This window comes from Pseudomonas sp. JQ36, assembly GCF_053851495.1.
This window is the reverse complement of sequence record NZ_CM132642.1, coordinates 5074082-5089320: the sequence shown is the minus strand read 5'-3', so window position 1 is coordinate 5089320 and position 15239 is coordinate 5074082. Positions and strand designations below refer to the sequence as shown.

Below are 15239 nucleotides of genomic sequence, written 5' to 3'. Positions count from 1 at the left end.
TTGGAATGCGCTCCCCTGTAGGAGTGAGCCTGCTCGCGATGAGTGCGCAGCACTCGCTTTTAAGCGGTCTCTTTCTGCGGCTCGCGAATCTTGTACCAGGCCACATACAGCGCCGGCAGAAACAGCAGCGTCAGCAACGTCGCTACCACTATCCCGCCAATCATCGCGTAGGCCATCGGCCCCCAGAACACTTCCCGGGCAATCGGAATCATGCCCATGCTCGCCGCCGCCGCGGTCAGCAGGATCGGCCGGCGCCGGTGCTCGGTCGCTTCCACCACCGCATCCCACGGCGCGGAGCCGTTGCGCTCGAACTCATCGATCTGCGTCACGAGGATTACCGAGTTGCGGATGATGATACCGATCAGCGCCAGAATCCCGAGGATCGCCACAAAGCCCATCGGCGTCCCGGTCGGCACCAGCGCCAGCACCACGCCGATCAGCCCCAGCGGCGCGACACTGGCCACCAGGAACATCTTCTGCACGCTGTGCAACTGGATCATCAGGAAGGTCGCCATCAGGAACAACATCAACGGCAAGACCTTGGCAATCGGCCCTTGGGCCTTGCCGCTTTCCTCGACCGTACCGCCGGTGGCGACCTTGTAGCCGACCGGCAGTTTTTCAGCGAACGCATCGATCGACGGTTTGAGCAATTTCACCAGGTCGGTCGGCTGGATCTCGTCACGCACCGAAGCCTTGATGGTGATGGTCGGCAAGCGATCGCGACGCCACACCAGCGGCTGCTCAAGCTCATAACGCACGGTGGCAAAGGCCAGCAGCGGGATCGACGTGCCGTTGGGTGTGACGATCTGCAGGTTCTGCAGGGTTTCCGGCGTGCCGCGTTCCGAGTTCACCGCCCGGCCGACCACGTTGATCAGGTAGATGTCGTCGTTGACCTGGGTCAGCGGCGCACCACTGACGATGCTGTTCATCAGTTTCGCCACATCTTCGGACGACAGCCCGAGCTGGCGCGCCTTGTCCTGGGCGATGTCGATGCGCAGGACTTTGCCCGGCTCGTTCCAGTCGTAAATGATCTCGCCGATGTGCTCGTTCTTGTCCAGCTCGGTCGCCAGATCGATGGCGTGCTTGCGCACCTGATCGATGTCCTTGCCGCTGACCCGGTACTGGATCGGACGTCCCACCGGCGGGCCCATTTCCAGCGCCTGCACGTAACTGCCGATGCCGACGAAGTCTTTGTGCAAGCGCTCGCGCAGGCGTTGGCTCAACGCCTCACGGGCCTCGAAATCCTTGCTGACGATCACCAGTTGCGCGTAGTACGGGTTCTGCAATTGCTGGTCGAGCGGCAGGTAGAAACGGATCGCACCCTGACCGATGTAGGTGCTCCAGCGCACGATGTCCGGGTCGCCCTTGAGCGTGGCTTCGAGCTTGTCCACGGCCTTGCGGGTTTCGTCGATCGAGGCGTTTTGCGGCAGGTTCAGGTCGACGAGAATTTCCGGGCGATCCGACGACGGGAAGAACTGGTTCTGCACAAAGCGCATGCAGAATACCGCCAGCACAAACAGCAGCACGGTGATGCCGATCGCCCACCAGCGATTGCGCATGCACCACAGCAAACCACCGTTGAACGCCCGACCGATGCGGCCCGGCTCGGCTTCATGGGGTTTCACGTTGGTGCTGAGGATGTGCACGCCGATCACCGGCGCAAAGAACACCGCCACCACCCACGACACCAGCATCGCCACCGCGATCACCGCAAACAGGGTGAAGGTGTACTCGCCGGCGGAGCTGGCGTTGAGGCCGATGGGCACGAAACCGGCGACGGTCACCAGCGTACCGGTGAGCATCGGGAACGCCGTGGAGGTGTAGGCGAACGTCGCCGCTTGTTCCTTGCTTTCGCCCATTTCCAGGCGCGTGACCATCATCTCCACGGTGATCATCGCGTCGTCCACCAGCAGGCCGAGGGCGATGATCAGCGCACCGAGGGAAATCCGCTGCATGGTGATGCCGCTGTATTCCATGAACACGAAGACCATTGCCAGCACCAGCGGAATCGAACAGGCCACCACCAGCCCGGCGCGCACGCCGAGGCTGATGAAGCTGACCACCAGCACGATCACCACCGCCTCGAACAGCGCACTGGTGAAACCGCCGACTGCCTCTTCCACCACCACGGCCTGATCGGACACCGTATGGACGCCGACGCCAACCGGCAAATCAGCGGTGATCTGGTCGATCCGCTGGTGCAGCGCCTTGCCGAATTCCTGGACGTTACCGCCCTTCTGCATGGCAATCGCCAGACCGATTGCCGGCCTGCCGTCGAAACGGAATTCCGGCGTGGCCGGGTCGACGTAACCGCGACTGATGTCGGCAACGTCTGCCAGGCGATAGAAGCGGTCATTGAGTTTGAGATTGACCTCGGCCAGGTCCTTCTCCGAAGCGAACTGCCCCGAGGTGCGCACCGAAATGCGCTCCGGGCCGGCCTCGATCACCCCCGCCGGGGTCACGGCGTTCTGCGATTGCAGGCTCTGCACCACCTGACGCTGGTCGATGCCCAGCGCGGCGAGTTTGCGGGTGGAGAAGTTCAGGTAAATCACTTCGTCCTGCTGGCCGATCATTTCGATCTTGCCCAGCCCCGGGACGTTGCGAATCTCGGCGCGGGCCTGCTCCACGTAGTCGCGCAACTGGCGCATGGTCAGGCCGTCGGCGGTAAACGCGTAGACCGAGCCGTACACATCGCCAAACTCGTCGTTGAACCCGGGGCCTTGAATGCCCTGGGGAAACTGGCCGCGAATGTCATCGATCTTCTTGCGCACCTGGTACCAGATCTCTGGAATGTCCTTGGCGCTGGTGGTGTCGCGCAGGTACACGTAAACCGTTGATTCGCCCGGGCGCGTGTAGCTTTTCACGTAGTCGAGGGAGTCGAGCTCTTCGAGTTTTTTCTCGATGCGGTCGGTGACCTGCTTGAGGGTTTCCTCCTGGGTCGCGCCCGGCCATTTGGTCTGGATGACCATGGTTTTGATGGTGAACGAAGGGTCTTCTTCGCGCCCCAGATTGAAGTACGAAAACACCCCCATCAGCAGCGCGACGAACATCAGATACCAGACGAACGACTGATGCTTGAGGGCCCATTCGGAGAGATTGAAAGAGCCTTTCATTGACTGTCCTCGTCGAGTTTCACGGCTTGTCCGGGTTTGAGACTGTTGACGCCTGCGGTGACCACTTGCTCGCCGGACTTGACCCCGCCGGCCAGCACCACCGTGGCGTCTGTACGGCTGATCACGCTGACGTCACGGGGCGCGACGGTTTTGCTTTGGGTGTCGATCACCCAGATGCGGGTCTTGCCGTCGGCTTCCTGCAGGGCGGTGGCGGGTAATTCGATGCGCGGCTTGATCGCCGAACTGAGGGTCACGCTGATCGCCGTGCCGAGACGGAAACCCTCCGGCGTGTTGGCCAGGGTCAGCCGCGCGCGGCGGGTGCGTGTGGCGCTTTGGGCCTGCGGTTCGATTTCGCGAATGGTTGCGGTGGTGTTGATGCTCGGGTCGAGTTGCCCGGCCACCAGAAACACCACGTCGGCAGGAATCTCATCGACCAGCGTGTCCGGCAGGTCGATCACCGCTTCCTTGATGTCCGGTTGCGCCAGGGTCACCACTTGCTGACCTGCTGTCACCACTTGCCCGGCCTCGGCATTCCACGCGGTGACCACGGCTTTGTGGTCGGCGCGCAGCTCGGTGTAAGCGAGTTGATCCTGGCTCTGGTTGACCGCCGCCCGCGCCTGATCGAGCGATGCCTGAGTGGTTTTCAGATCCGTAGTGGCGATGTCCAGTTGCGCCTGCGCGCCAACCCCGCGATCGAACAGCGCCTGCTGCCGGCGGGCATTGGCCTGGGCGTTGATCAGTTGCGCCTGAACCTTGGCCAGGTCGCCCTGGGCCGAGCGCAACTGGTTCTGCTGATCGGACGGGTCGAGGGTCGCCAGCAGCGTACCCTTTTGCACCTCGGCGCCGACATCGACGTTGCGACTGGCAATACGACCGCCGACACGGAACCCGGTGTTGCTCTCGTAACGTGCCTGAATGCTGCCGGCGAAACGCCCAAGGGTTTCCTCGTTCAGCGCCTGTACCTTGATCGACAATACCGGCCGCACCGGCTCCGGTGGCGGCTCGCTTTTCGAGCAGGCGGCCAGCAACACGCCGATGGACAACAGCCCCAGACGCTTCATGGCTGTGCTCCCGGTTGCAGACCTTCGTAGGTATTTTCGGCGATTTCGACTTTCATGCCCGGGTGTAGCAGTTGCCCACCCGCGACAATCACTTTCTCACCGCCCTTGAGGCCGTCGCTGATGATGACCTTGCCGATCAGGTAGCGGCTGACGGTGACGTTGTGCAGCTGCGCTTCGCCCTTGTCGTCAACCATCCACACCGCCGGATCGCTGATGTTTTTGGTCAGCGCCGACCACGGCAATTCCACCGCCGACTTGCCGCTGCCCTTGGCGGTGGCGCTGACCACCGAGCCGAGCTGCATGCCCTGCGGCAGGCTGTCGAGGGTGACTTTGACTTGCACCGTGCCAGACTGCGCCGACACTGCCGGGGTGATTTCACGCACCGTGCCGGTGGTTTTGATCGCGGGGTTGTCGAGCAGGCTGACGACAATCGAACGCTCCGCCGGGCGCTCAGCCAGTAACGACTCATAAACGTTGAACACCGCGTCACGATCGCCATCGCGGGCCAGTTTGAAAATCGGTGCGGTGGCCTGGACCACCTGGCCGACTTCGGCTTGGCGCTCGGTAATGATGCCGGGGGCGTCAGCGACCAGCGAGGTATAACTGAGTTGATCCTTGGCATTGGCCAGTTGCGCCTGCGCCGCGCTCAGGGCGCTCTGGCTGCTGCGCAAGGCGGCTTGTGCGGAATCGAATTCGCTCTGGCTGGTGTAGCCCTTGGGCAGCAGCTTCTGCTGACGCACGAACGCCGCCGCACTCTGCTTGACCCGCGCTTGTTCGGCGATGACCTGGGCTTGCGCGGAATCGACGTTGGTCTGCAAATCCTTGGGATCGAGTTTGGCCAGTACCTGCTTGGCGCTGACCCGGTCGCCGACATCGACCATGCGCTGGATGATCTTGCCACCGACCCGGAACGACAGTTCGGTCTGCACCCGCGCCTGCACGTCACCGGTGAGGGTCACGGCAGCGGCATAGTCCGCCGGTTTGACCTCTTGCACGAAGACCCGTGGCAAGTACTCCGCCGGGGCTTCTTTCTTGCCGCAAGCGGTCAGCAACGTGAGCAGGCTCAGCACGACAACTGTTTTCAATCCGGGACTCGCCATGCAGACTCCTTCCTGTGTACGAACGTGCAAGTGACGATACGACTGTGAGCTTAGAACAGGGTTCAACGTTCGCCTGCGTGATCTCCATATTTCCCCTGTAGGAGCTGCCGCAGGCTGCGATCTTTTGACTTTACAAAAGCAAGATCAAAAGATCGCAGCCTTCGGCAGCTCCTACAATGGTCGCCTCAAGAGAAGGATTTTCATGCTCAAGACCCTCGCGGTGGCCAATTACCGCTCGATAAACAAACTGGTGATTCCGCTGGGCCGGCTGAACCTGATCACCGGCCCCAACGGCAGCGGCAAGTCCAATCTCTATCGGGCCTTGCGCCTGCTGGCGGAGACCGCCCAGGGCGGCGTGGTCAATGCGCTGGCCCGCGAGGGCGGGCTGGATTCGACGTTCTGGGCCGGCCCGGAAACCATCAGCCGGCGCATGCGCAACGGCGAAGTGGCGATCGAGCCGACGGTGCGTCAGGGCGTCAAACGGCTGCGCCTGGGGTTTGCCGGCGAGGACTTCAGCTACTCGATCAGCCTCGGCTTGCCCGACTCCAACGGACATTTCATGCTGCCGGGGGACACTCGTCCCAGCCCCTCGCGCTTCAGCCTCGATCCGCAGATCAAGCGCGAATGCATCTGGGCCGGGCCGCTCTATCGCCCGGCCAGCCTGCTGGTGGATCGCAACGGCCCGATGATTCGCGCCCGCGAAGGGCGCAGCTGGGACGTGCTGGCGCAGCACACCCCGAATTTCGACAGCCTGTTCGATCAGATCGGCAGTCTGCGCAGTTCGCCGGAAGTGTTCCAGATGCGCGAATTCATTCGCCGCTGGCGCTTCTACGATCACTTTCGCAGCGACGCCGACGCCCCGGTGCGCCAACCGCAACTGGGTACGCGTACGCCGGTTCTGCACCACGACGGCCGCGACCTCGCAGCAGCCCTGCAGACCATCAATGAAATCGGCGACCCCGAGGCGTTGCAGGCGGCGATCAGCGACGCTTTTCCCGGCGCACGGCTGAACATCGCACCGCTGGCCGGCGGACGTTTTGCCATCGAGTTCTTTCAGGAGGGGTTGCTGCGGCCATTGTCGGCGGCGGAGCTGTCGGACGGCACGCTGCGTTATCTGTTGCTGATCGCCGCGCTGCTGACGCCACGCCCGCCGTCATTGATGGTGCTCAACGAACCGGAAACCAGTCTGCACCCGGATCTGTTGCCGGCGCTGGCGCGCTTGATCATTCGTGCTTCTCAGGCTTGTCAGGTGTGGGTGGTGTCCCATGCGCGACGGTTGATTTCGGCGTTGCAGCAAGACCCGGAGTGCAATTGCATTGTGCTGGAGAAGACGCTGGGGCAGAGCGGAATTGTCGGGCAGCGGGTGCTGGATGAGCCGGCGTGGAACTGGCCGGATTGAGCGGTGCCTGAACCACCGCTTTCGCGAGCAAGCCCGCTCCCACAGTTGGAATGCGTACCCATGTGGGAGCGAGCTTGCTCGCGAAGAGGACCTTCAGGTCGCCGCAGATTTAACGGCCAATCACCCCTGCCACTTGCCACCCTCGACAATCACACTCTCAGGCTGGGTGTCATCGCTCAGTTCTTTACGCACATATTGGTCGTACAGCTTGAGCAGGTATTTCTCTTCACCCAACTTGGCCAACTCGGTATTGACCCAGTCACGCAGCTCGACGTTGCCCTTCTTCACCGCCGGAGCAATCGGTGCTTCGGCGCCGAGTTTTTCGTCCAGCACGCGGTAACCCGGGTTCTGCTTGGCCCAGCTGAACAGCACCAGATTGTCCTGCGCGTAGGCATCGCCGCGACCGTTGGCCAGAGCTTGCAGCGACTCGGAGTTTTTCTCGAACTTCAGCAGTTTCCAGTCCGGATGATTCTTGGTCAGCCAGATGTCTGCAGTCGTGCCGGTGGTGACGATGGTGGTGCGGGTCGCCAAGTCATCGAGTTTTTTCACCGAGCTGCCTTGCGGCACCAGCGCCTGCACCGCGACCTTGAGGTTCGGGTTGGTGAATTCCACCGCTTCCTTGCGCTCCGGGGTCACGGTCATGTTGGCGAGGATCAGGTCGACCTTGTCGCTCTGCAGGAATGGAATGCGGCTCGCTGGCTCCACGGCCACGAACTCGACCTTGTTTTCATCACCCAGCAGATCCTTGGCGAAGCGCCGACCGATGTCGGTGTCGAAGCCGACGTAGCGCCCGGCCTCATCGACGAAACCGAACGGTGGCTTGTCGGTGAACACGCCGACAATCAGTTTGTCGCGGGCCTTGATCTTGTCCAGGTAACCGGCTGGCGCGGTGCTTTCGCTGGCGACTTTCGGCTTGGGCGGTTCTTCGGTTTTGCTGCAACCGGCAAGCAAGGCAAGGCTGAGCAGAGGCAGTAAAAAAGCGGCAGTTTTCATAACAGTTCCAGTTCCTTTATCGGATTCGTTTGAGGCAGTGTTGCAACGAAGGAGAACTTCTCCAGAAACTGCTGCGCGCGTGCGGTTTGCGGGTTCGTAAAGAAAATCTCGGGCGGGTTCTGCTCAAGGATGCGCCCGGCATCCATGAACACGATGCGGTCGGCCACCGCGCGGGCGAAGGCCATTTCGTGGGTGACGATCAGCAGGGTCATGCCCTCGCGGGCCAGGCCCTGAATCACTTGCAGCACTTCCTTGACCATCTCCGGATCAAGGGCGGCGGTGACTTCATCAAAGAGCATGACCCGTGGGTTCATGCACAACGAGCGGACGATGGCGATGCGTTGCTGCTGACCGCCAGAGAGCTGACGTGGAAACGCATCGCGCTTGTCCGCCAGGCCCACACGCTCGAGCAAGGCTTCGGCCTGCTGCTGCGCTTCACGGCGCTGACGCTTTTGCACCTTGAGCGGGCCGAGCAGCAAATTATCGAGCACGCTCATGTGCGGGAACAGGTGATAACTCTGGAACACCATGCCGATCTGCTGGCGGACTTCGCGCCAGTCGGTGGCCTTGTCCAGCAGCTCGCGCCCGGCAAATTTCAGGCTGCCGCTATGCGCGCTTTCCAGCCCGTTGAGGCAACGCAGCAACGTGCTTTTGCCACAACCGCTGGGGCCGAGGATGACGATCACTTCGCCGCTGCGCACTTGCAGGTCGATGCCCTTGAGCACCTGCTGCTCGCCGTAGAATTTGTTGAAACCCTGAAACTCGATCAATGCGCTCATGCTTGCGTCCAGCGCCGCTCCAGCACGCGCGAGGCGGCCGAGAGCGGGTAGCAGATGAAAAAGAAAAACAGAAACAGCGCGCCGTAGATCAGCACCGATTCGTAAGTGCGCTCGATGATCTGCTGGCCGACCTTGATCACATCGACCACGCCAATCAGCACCGCCAGCGAGCTGGTCTTGATGATTCGCGTGTAGACGTTGATGGTCGGCGGCGTCATGCGTTTCAGCGCCTGCGGCAGCAGCACGTAGCCGTACAGTTGCGCCGCATTGAGACCGATCGACAGCCCTGCTTCACGCTGCCCGCGCGGCAAAGAATGCAACGCACCGCGCGCCACTTCGCCGACCTCGCTGGCGCCCCACAGCGACAGCACCAGCACCGCGCACCAGAAGCTCGGCAGGCTCAGGCCGAAGAAAATCGGCAGGCCGAAAAACAGCAGGTACAACCAGACCAGCACCGGGATCGCCCGGAACAGTTCCAGATAGACCCGCAGGATCGCGTTCAGCCACGTCACGTTGAGCGTGCGCAGTACGCCGTAGAGCACCCCGCCAACGGTGCTGATAGCGATGCTCAGGAACGAGATCGACAGGGTTTGCCCGGCGCCTTTTGCCAGTTGCGGCAACGACACCCAGAGCAGTTCAAGACCCGAACTGGCCATGCTGGAGCCTCCTTTCCAGACGGCTGAGCAGCAGCGACAGCGGCAAGAACAGCAGCACGCAGATCAGCGTCAGCACGGCGAGCATTTCGTAGGTTTTGTAGTAGAGCGCGATGTAGCTCTTGGTGGTGTAGAGGATTTCCGGCACCGCCACCGCCGAGACCACGGTGGTTTCCTTGAGCAGGAAAATGAAATTGGCGAACAGCGAGGGCAGGCTGAGAATCCCCGCCTGCGGCAGGATCACGTAGCGCAGCAACTGGCCATGGGACAGGCCGATGGAGCGACCCGATTCCAGTTGCGCCTGCGGTACCGCATCGACGCCGGCGCGCAGCACCTCGGTGAGGTAGGCGCCGCCGAGAAAAGTCATGGTGATGATTGCCGCGGTAAATCCGGAAACCTGGATGCCGATGGCCGGCAAGGCGAAGTAGACGAAGAACAGTTGAATCAGCAACGGCGTGTTGCGCGCCAGTTCCACATACAGGCCCACCAGTTTTTGCAGGTATGGTGTGCGGAACACCAGGATCGTTGCGTTGAGCAGCGCCACCAGCAGCGACGTGCCGATCGCGATGAACCCGACTTGCAGCGTCACGCCCACGGCCTTGAGAAAGGCCGGCAGGGTACTGAGGATAAATGCGTAATCGAAAGTCATGAAGCATCCTGGACATCGCTCGGTAAGCGACGGTCATGCAGTCCATGGACAGCGGGTAACTGTCCGGCAGGCGCTGACTTTATAGGTATAAAAACAAGAATTTAAATACCGTTAAAGCATATTGATATCACGCAAAAAACTATTCTGTGGGTTTGCCGGGAAGGAATAAGAAGGCTATTTTCCCTTGCGCTGTAGGAAGGATCTTTTTTGCATGAAAGCCCTCCAAGGACGAACAGCTTTTGGCCAGACTCCCCCGGCCAAACCATTACAAGGAAGACAACATGGACGTAAAAGTGCCGCAGCGACTGGATCCGCAGGACATCGTGAAATTGCTCGTGGCGTTGCGCCGGGCGCTGAAGACTCAAGTGGCCTGAGTCAGCGAAAAAATCAAAAGATCGCAGCCTTCGGCAGCTCCTACAGGAGATCGCATTGCCCTGTAGGAGCTGCCGCAGGCTGCGATCTTTTGCTTCTGGCTTGTGATGTTATGGCCCCCAAAATCGAGCACAAAAAAACGCCGATGCCCATCACTGGCCATCGGCGTTTTCATACCTTGAAAGGGTGGTTCAGGCGTCGGATCAGAACGCCGGCAATACCGCGCCGTTGTACTTCTTCTCGATGAACGCTTTGACTTCCGGGCTGGTCAGGGCTTTGGCCAGTTTCTGGATCGCGTCGCTGTTCTTGTTGTCCTCACGGGCCACCAGGAAATTCACGTAAGGCGAGTCAGCGCCTTCGATCACCAGCGCATCCTTGGTCGGGTTCAGCTTGGCTTCTAGCGCGTAGTTGGTGTTGATCATGTCCAGATCAACTTCCTTCAGCACACGCGGCAGCAGGGCCGATTCCAGTTCCTTGAACTTGAAGTTGTGCGGGTTCTTGGCGATGTCTTTCGGGGTCGCCAGCGCGTTTTTCGGGTCTTTCAGCTCGATCAGGCCAGCCTTCTGCAGCAGGATCAGTGCGCGGCCGCTGTTGCTGCCTTCGTTCGGGATAGCGATGGTCGCGCCATCCGGCAGATCAGCCAGTTTCTTGTACTTGCTCGAGTAGCCACCGAACGGTTCAACGTGCACGCCTTGCACGGTCACCAGGTACTTGGATTTGTCGTCCTTGTATTTGCCGGCGTTGAAGCTGTCCAGGTAAGGCTTGGTCTGGAAGTAGTTGGCATCCAGACGCTTCTCGCCAACCTGCACGTTCGGCTGCACGTAGTCGGTGAAGACCTTGATTTCCAGATCCACGCCTTCTTTGGCCAGGGTCGGTTTGATCAGCTCGAGAATTTCCGCGTGCGGCACCGGAGTCGCCGCCACCACCAGTTTCTCGCCGGCCTGGGCCAGGGAAGCAGTCAGAGCAGCCGCCAATGCGGTAAACAACAGAACCTTTTTCATGCAGTGTCCTTATCGAGAATCACGGTCGCGAATGGCGACGGCTATTAATACGAGTGCCAGTGAAGTGCTATCTCTGGCGTGAAGCGGACAATACCGGGATTTTTTATTCCCTGACAATAACGTTTATTCACTTTGATATTCCATTTCGTTCATACGGAAGCAAACGGCTACAACTGCTGGCTCAAACCAATCAGCAGATCTTTCAAAGCCTTACGTTCGTCGACGCTACCGCCGATATTGATTTTTGCCACCAGTCGTTCGATCTGAAGCTTCGGCTCAGACACTGAGGGCAGGTTCAGGTGCTCCGGGAGAATTTCGTCACCGGTGCTGACCAGCAGCGCAAAGTGAATGACGTTTTCCAGCTCACGGGTGTTGCCCGGCCAACTGTGGCGCTCCAGCAGGTGCTGCGCCGCTTCGCTGATCAACGGCACCGGCAGATCAAGGCGCTGGCTGTAGATGCCGAGGAAATATTCCGCCAGCGACAGGATGTCGCCGATTCGCTCGCGCAGGGCTGGCAACTCCAGCTGACCTTCGCTGAGGTAGTGATAGAGCCGTTCGTGAAATTTCCCCGCGTCCACCGCTTGCGCCAGATCAATGCTGGTTGCCGCCACCAGCCGCACATCCACCGGGCTTGGCTGATGTGCGCCGACGCGGGTGACTTCGTGGTTTTCCAAGGCGGCGAGCAGTTTGATCTGGATCGGCAGCGGCAAGTCGCCAATCTCGTCCAGATACAAAGTGCCGCCATTGGCCGAACCGAACCAGCCGGCGCGACTACTCGCCGAACCGGTGTAACTGCCGGCGGCATAGCCGAACAGTTCGGCATCGGCGTAGGTCGGGCTGATCGCGCCGCAATTGACCGAGACGAACAGGCCGCTGCGATCACTGGCACGATGGATATGGCGCGCGAGCAGCTCTTTACCGGTGCCGGTCTCGCCACGAATCAACACCGAAATGGCTCGCGGCGCCAGGTGCTCCAGCTCCTCGCGCAACTGGCGGGACCGGGGATCGACGAACACCAGCGCCTTGGCGCGAATGCTCAGGGGACTTTTTTCCGCATCGGGAAAGGTCAGCAACGGCTGACCGAACGTTTCGAAACTCATGGCAGACTCCCGCCCAGAACCGCCGGCAGACGGGGGCGTTCAAAAAAGAAAAAGGTTCAAGCGCGACGCCGGGCGTGGTGTTCCATGCGATTCTGCAGGCGATACAGATAAGCGAAACCCTGCTCCCAACGCTGATGCCCGGACTTGACGTTGATATGCCCGGCTCCGGCAAGAATCCCCGCTTCGGCGCCCCAGTTGCGCGCCAGCTCGAGGGCGCGCGGGGCGCTGACGGCGGCGTCGTTGTCGGAACTGACCACCTGGCTCGGGAACGGCAGCAGGTCGGTCGGGATCGGGGCGAAATTGCGCAGTGCCGGCGCGCAGGCCGGACGCTCGACATCGGCCGGTGCGACCAGCAACGCACCGCGCACCTGACGCAGGTATTGCACGGGCGCGGTGGCAGCCCAATGCGCAACGGTGATGCAACCCAGACTGTGAGCGATCAGGATCACCGGTGTGCTGTCGGCGGCAATCGCTTCGGCCAGCGCCGCAACCCAGTCTTCACGGCGCGGTGTCAGCCAGTCGGCCTGTTCCACGCGTGCGCTGTTGGGCAGGCTGTGCTGCCAGTGGGTTTGCCAATGATCTTCTGGCGATCCTTGCCAGCCCGGCACAATCAGGTAGCGGATTGATTCGTTGCGCATGGGGGAGCTCTCCTGCGTCGTGTCTGTTCCTGATCGAGTATAGGGACGGGATTTATATTCGTTAAGGAATAAGAAGCTATTTATTAAGACTCGAAAAGAATATAAGAGATACACCTGTGGGAGCGGGCTTGCTCGCGAATGCGGTGTCTCAGTCAACATTGATGTCGATGCAGCTGACGCTTTCGCGAGCAAGCCGGCTCCCACAATGGGTCGGTGGTGAGGCTGGTTTTGCGGAATAAAAAAAGGGCCGCACCCTGCCAAGGAGACGGCCCCGGAAAAACGAAAATCTGGTTACCGCGCAGTGATCACCGACAACTTGGTAATTCCCGCCCGTTCAATCGAAGCCATGGCCCGCGCCACTTCGCCGTAGTTCACCCCATCGTCGGCCTGCAATTGCACGCGCACTTCCGGGTCCTTGGCCTTGGCCGACTTGAGGTTGAATTCCAGCAAATCCGGCTGAATTTCATCCTTGTTGATAAACAGTTTGCCGGCACCGTCGATGCTCACCACCAGCGGATCCTTTTGCTCGACCGGCGCCACCGCTTCGGTCTTCGGCAGGTTGATCGGGATCGCGTTGGTCAGCAGTGGCGCGGTGACGATAAACACCACCAGCAGCACCAGCATCACGTCCACCAGCGGCGTCACGTTGATCTCGCTCAGTACCTCGTCGCTGTCTTGCGTGGAGAAGGCCATATCAGGACGCCTCCTTCACTTTTGTCGCGTTGCCCGGTGCCGCGACCTTGTTCGCCGTCGGATGGATCAGCACGCGGAACGAGCTCTTTTGCGCCAAGCTGTAGAAGTCGTGGGCGAAGTCATCCAGATCCGCCGCCGTCAGTTTCAGACGACGCAAAAAATAGTTGTAAACCAGCACCGCCGGCACCGCGACGGCGATCCCCACACCGGTGGCGACCAGTGCCGCGCCAATCGGGCCGGCGACGGTTTCCAGGCTCGCCGAGCCGGCCGCGCTGATGCCTTTGAGCGCTTCCATGATTCCCCACACCGTGCCGAACAGACCAATGAACGGCGAGGTGCTGCCAATACTCGCGACCACTGCCAGACCGGTTTCCAGCGAACGGCGTTCACGGACGATCTGCTGACGCAGGGCACGCTCCAATCGATCCTGATGGTTGATCGCCTGACTCAGGTCATTGGCCTGCGGCGCTTCACCCACCTGAATCGCCGCGTAACCGGCTTGTGCCACCCGGGCCGCCGCGCCGGGTTGGGTTTCGCTCAACTCGGCGGCGGAGTCGAGACTCGACGCCGCCCAGAAACGTTTATGAAACTTGCGATCCTGCGCCTTCAGACGACCGAACTGCACAGCCTTGAGCAGCGCCAGTCCCCAGGTGGCAACGGAAAAAACCACCAGCAGCCAGATCACCGCGCTTTCGATGGATTCCAGTGGAGAGGCCAGTAACGTCATGATGTATTCCCTCGTGTAAACATTTAACGCGAATAGGTTTCGGTTTAATGAATCTTGAAATCGATGGGCACGCTGACCCAGCCGTCCTGGGCGACATCACCCTGCTTGGCCGGCACGAAGCTCCACTGTTTGACGGCATTGAGTGCCGCATCGTCGAGCTGTTGCCGACCACTGCTTTTCTGAATCTGGATCTCGCCCGGTTTGCCATTGGCCAATACGTGCACCCTTAACAACACCGTGCCTTCCCAGCCGCGACGCTGGGCCAGCGACGGATATTCCGGCGCCGGGTTCTTCAGGTACGCGGCGTTGGCCGAGGCCGGCGTCACGGGCGCCGGGGCCGGTGGTGCAGGTGGCGCCGGGGCGGCAACCGGAGCTGCCGGTTGTGGCGGCGCGGGTGGTTGTTCAACAGCTTTCGGTGCTGGTTTCGGAACCGGTTTGGCCACCGGTTTCGGCTTGGGCTTGGGAATCGGTTTGGGCGGCGGCTTTACGGCCAACTCGTCTTCAACCGGTGGTGGTGGCTCCACCACCGGTGCCGGTGGCGGCGGTTCGACCACCGGCGGCGCGGGTGGCGCCGGCCGCGAAAACTCGATGGTCATCGGCGGAATTTCCGGCGGCACGATTGGCAACGCCGGCGTCGGATGCTGGTTGATCCAATAGATCACCGCGCCGTGCACCAGCAGCGCCAGCACGCCGAGCAGAATGGTTTCACGGCGGCTCAGAATGCCCTTGGGCGCACGCTGCAAACGCAACTGCCCCAGCGGCACACGATGCGGCCGGCCGAGATCGACCAGTTCGCCACTCGGCGTCTGACGCCACAGCAATTCCTGTGCGCTGGCGGCGGTCTGGACATTGCCCATTGATTCACTCCCTGCGGTCTTTTTGCGAAGTACCCGACAGGTCGCCGCAAACATCCCCCGGGCGACCGGTCGTTGGGTGAATCATTGGAGCAATCGCTTATCTC

General features: G+C 61.0%; 14 protein-coding genes. 1 reads left to right on the top strand and 13 read right to left on the bottom strand.

The features are described from left to right. Window positions 1-59 precede the first annotated feature (59 nt). From ACS4NR_RS22955 to ACS4NR_RS22945, 3 genes are read right to left on the bottom strand one after another with little or no spacing between them, the layout of a single operon-like run. Window positions 60-3113, bottom strand: a complete 3054-nt coding sequence (locus ACS4NR_RS22955) for an efflux RND transporter permease subunit (protein WP_456018420.1) — start codon at window positions 3111-3113, stop codon at window positions 60-62. Beyond that, window positions 3110-4174 (bottom strand): efflux RND transporter periplasmic adaptor subunit, encoded by a 1065-nt coding sequence (locus ACS4NR_RS22950; RefSeq protein ID WP_456018419.1) that lies wholly within the window; start codon window positions 4172-4174, stop codon window positions 3110-3112. Before ACS4NR_RS22950 ends, ACS4NR_RS22955 begins: the two co-directional genes overlap by 4 nt. Next, window positions 4171-5274, bottom strand: a complete 1104-nt coding sequence (locus ACS4NR_RS22945; protein WP_115988462.1) for an efflux RND transporter periplasmic adaptor subunit — start codon at window positions 5272-5274, stop codon at window positions 4171-4173. Before ACS4NR_RS22945 ends, ACS4NR_RS22950 begins: the two co-directional genes overlap by 4 nt. A 202-nt stretch (window positions 5275-5476) precedes the next feature. On the opposite strand from ACS4NR_RS22945, the gene ACS4NR_RS22940 reads away from it, so the two are divergent. Next, entirely contained in the window at window positions 5477-6673 is a 1197-nt protein-coding gene (locus ACS4NR_RS22940) for an AAA family ATPase (protein ID WP_456018418.1), read from the top strand. 120 nt (window positions 6674-6793) lie between these two features. On the opposite strand, the gene ACS4NR_RS22935 is transcribed toward ACS4NR_RS22940, so the two are convergent. The 10 genes from ACS4NR_RS22935 to ACS4NR_RS22890 form a co-directional block, all read right to left on the bottom strand. Then, window positions 6794-7666, bottom strand: a complete 873-nt coding sequence (locus tag ACS4NR_RS22935) for a transporter substrate-binding domain-containing protein (RefSeq protein ID WP_456018417.1) — start codon at window positions 7664-7666, stop codon at window positions 6794-6796. Further along, complete coding sequence (locus tag ACS4NR_RS22930; protein ID WP_456018416.1) at window positions 7663-8445, bottom strand: amino acid ABC transporter ATP-binding protein; 783 nt, start codon at window positions 8443-8445, stop codon at window positions 7663-7665. Before ACS4NR_RS22930 ends, ACS4NR_RS22935 begins: the two co-directional genes overlap by 4 nt. Further along, window positions 8442-9101 carry an amino acid ABC transporter permease gene (locus tag ACS4NR_RS22925; protein WP_047290785.1) on the bottom strand — a complete coding sequence of 220 codons (660 nt, stop codon included), beginning with the start codon at window positions 9099-9101 and terminating at the stop codon, window positions 8442-8444. The genes ACS4NR_RS22930 and ACS4NR_RS22925 overlap by 4 nt, the downstream gene beginning before the upstream one ends. Beyond that, a complete protein-coding gene (locus ACS4NR_RS22920) occupies window positions 9082-9747 on the bottom strand; it encodes an amino acid ABC transporter permease (protein WP_027611173.1) in 666 nt (221 codons plus the stop codon). The genes ACS4NR_RS22925 and ACS4NR_RS22920 overlap by 20 nt, the downstream gene beginning before the upstream one ends. A 575-nt stretch (window positions 9748-10322) precedes the next feature. Next, window positions 10323-11120 carry a MetQ/NlpA family ABC transporter substrate-binding protein gene (locus ACS4NR_RS22915; protein WP_443534825.1) on the bottom strand — a complete coding sequence of 266 codons (798 nt, stop codon included), beginning with the start codon at window positions 11118-11120 and terminating at the stop codon, window positions 10323-10325. A gap of 167 nt (window positions 11121-11287) precedes the next feature. Next, window positions 11288-12220: a sigma 54-interacting transcriptional regulator gene (locus ACS4NR_RS22910; RefSeq protein WP_456018415.1), complete on the bottom strand. Its 933-nt coding sequence runs from the start codon at window positions 12218-12220 to the stop codon at window positions 11288-11290. A gap of 56 nt (window positions 12221-12276) precedes the next feature. Next, entirely contained in the window at window positions 12277-12858 is a 582-nt protein-coding gene (locus ACS4NR_RS22905) for an alpha/beta hydrolase (protein WP_095137880.1), read from the bottom strand. 291 nt (window positions 12859-13149) lie between these two features. Then, window positions 13150-13551 (bottom strand): ExbD/TolR family protein, encoded by a 402-nt coding sequence (locus tag ACS4NR_RS22900; protein ID WP_003220570.1) that lies wholly within the window; start codon window positions 13549-13551, stop codon window positions 13150-13152. Between the two features lies 1 nt (window position 13552). After that, window positions 13553-14278 (bottom strand): MotA/TolQ/ExbB proton channel family protein, encoded by a 726-nt coding sequence (locus ACS4NR_RS22895; protein ID WP_096797442.1) that lies wholly within the window; start codon window positions 14276-14278, stop codon window positions 13553-13555. Window positions 14279-14322: 44 nt separating this feature from the next. After that, window positions 14323-15135: an energy transducer TonB gene (locus ACS4NR_RS22890; RefSeq protein WP_456018414.1), complete on the bottom strand. Its 813-nt coding sequence runs from the start codon at window positions 15133-15135 to the stop codon at window positions 14323-14325. Window positions 15136-15239: the final 104 nt, after the last annotated feature.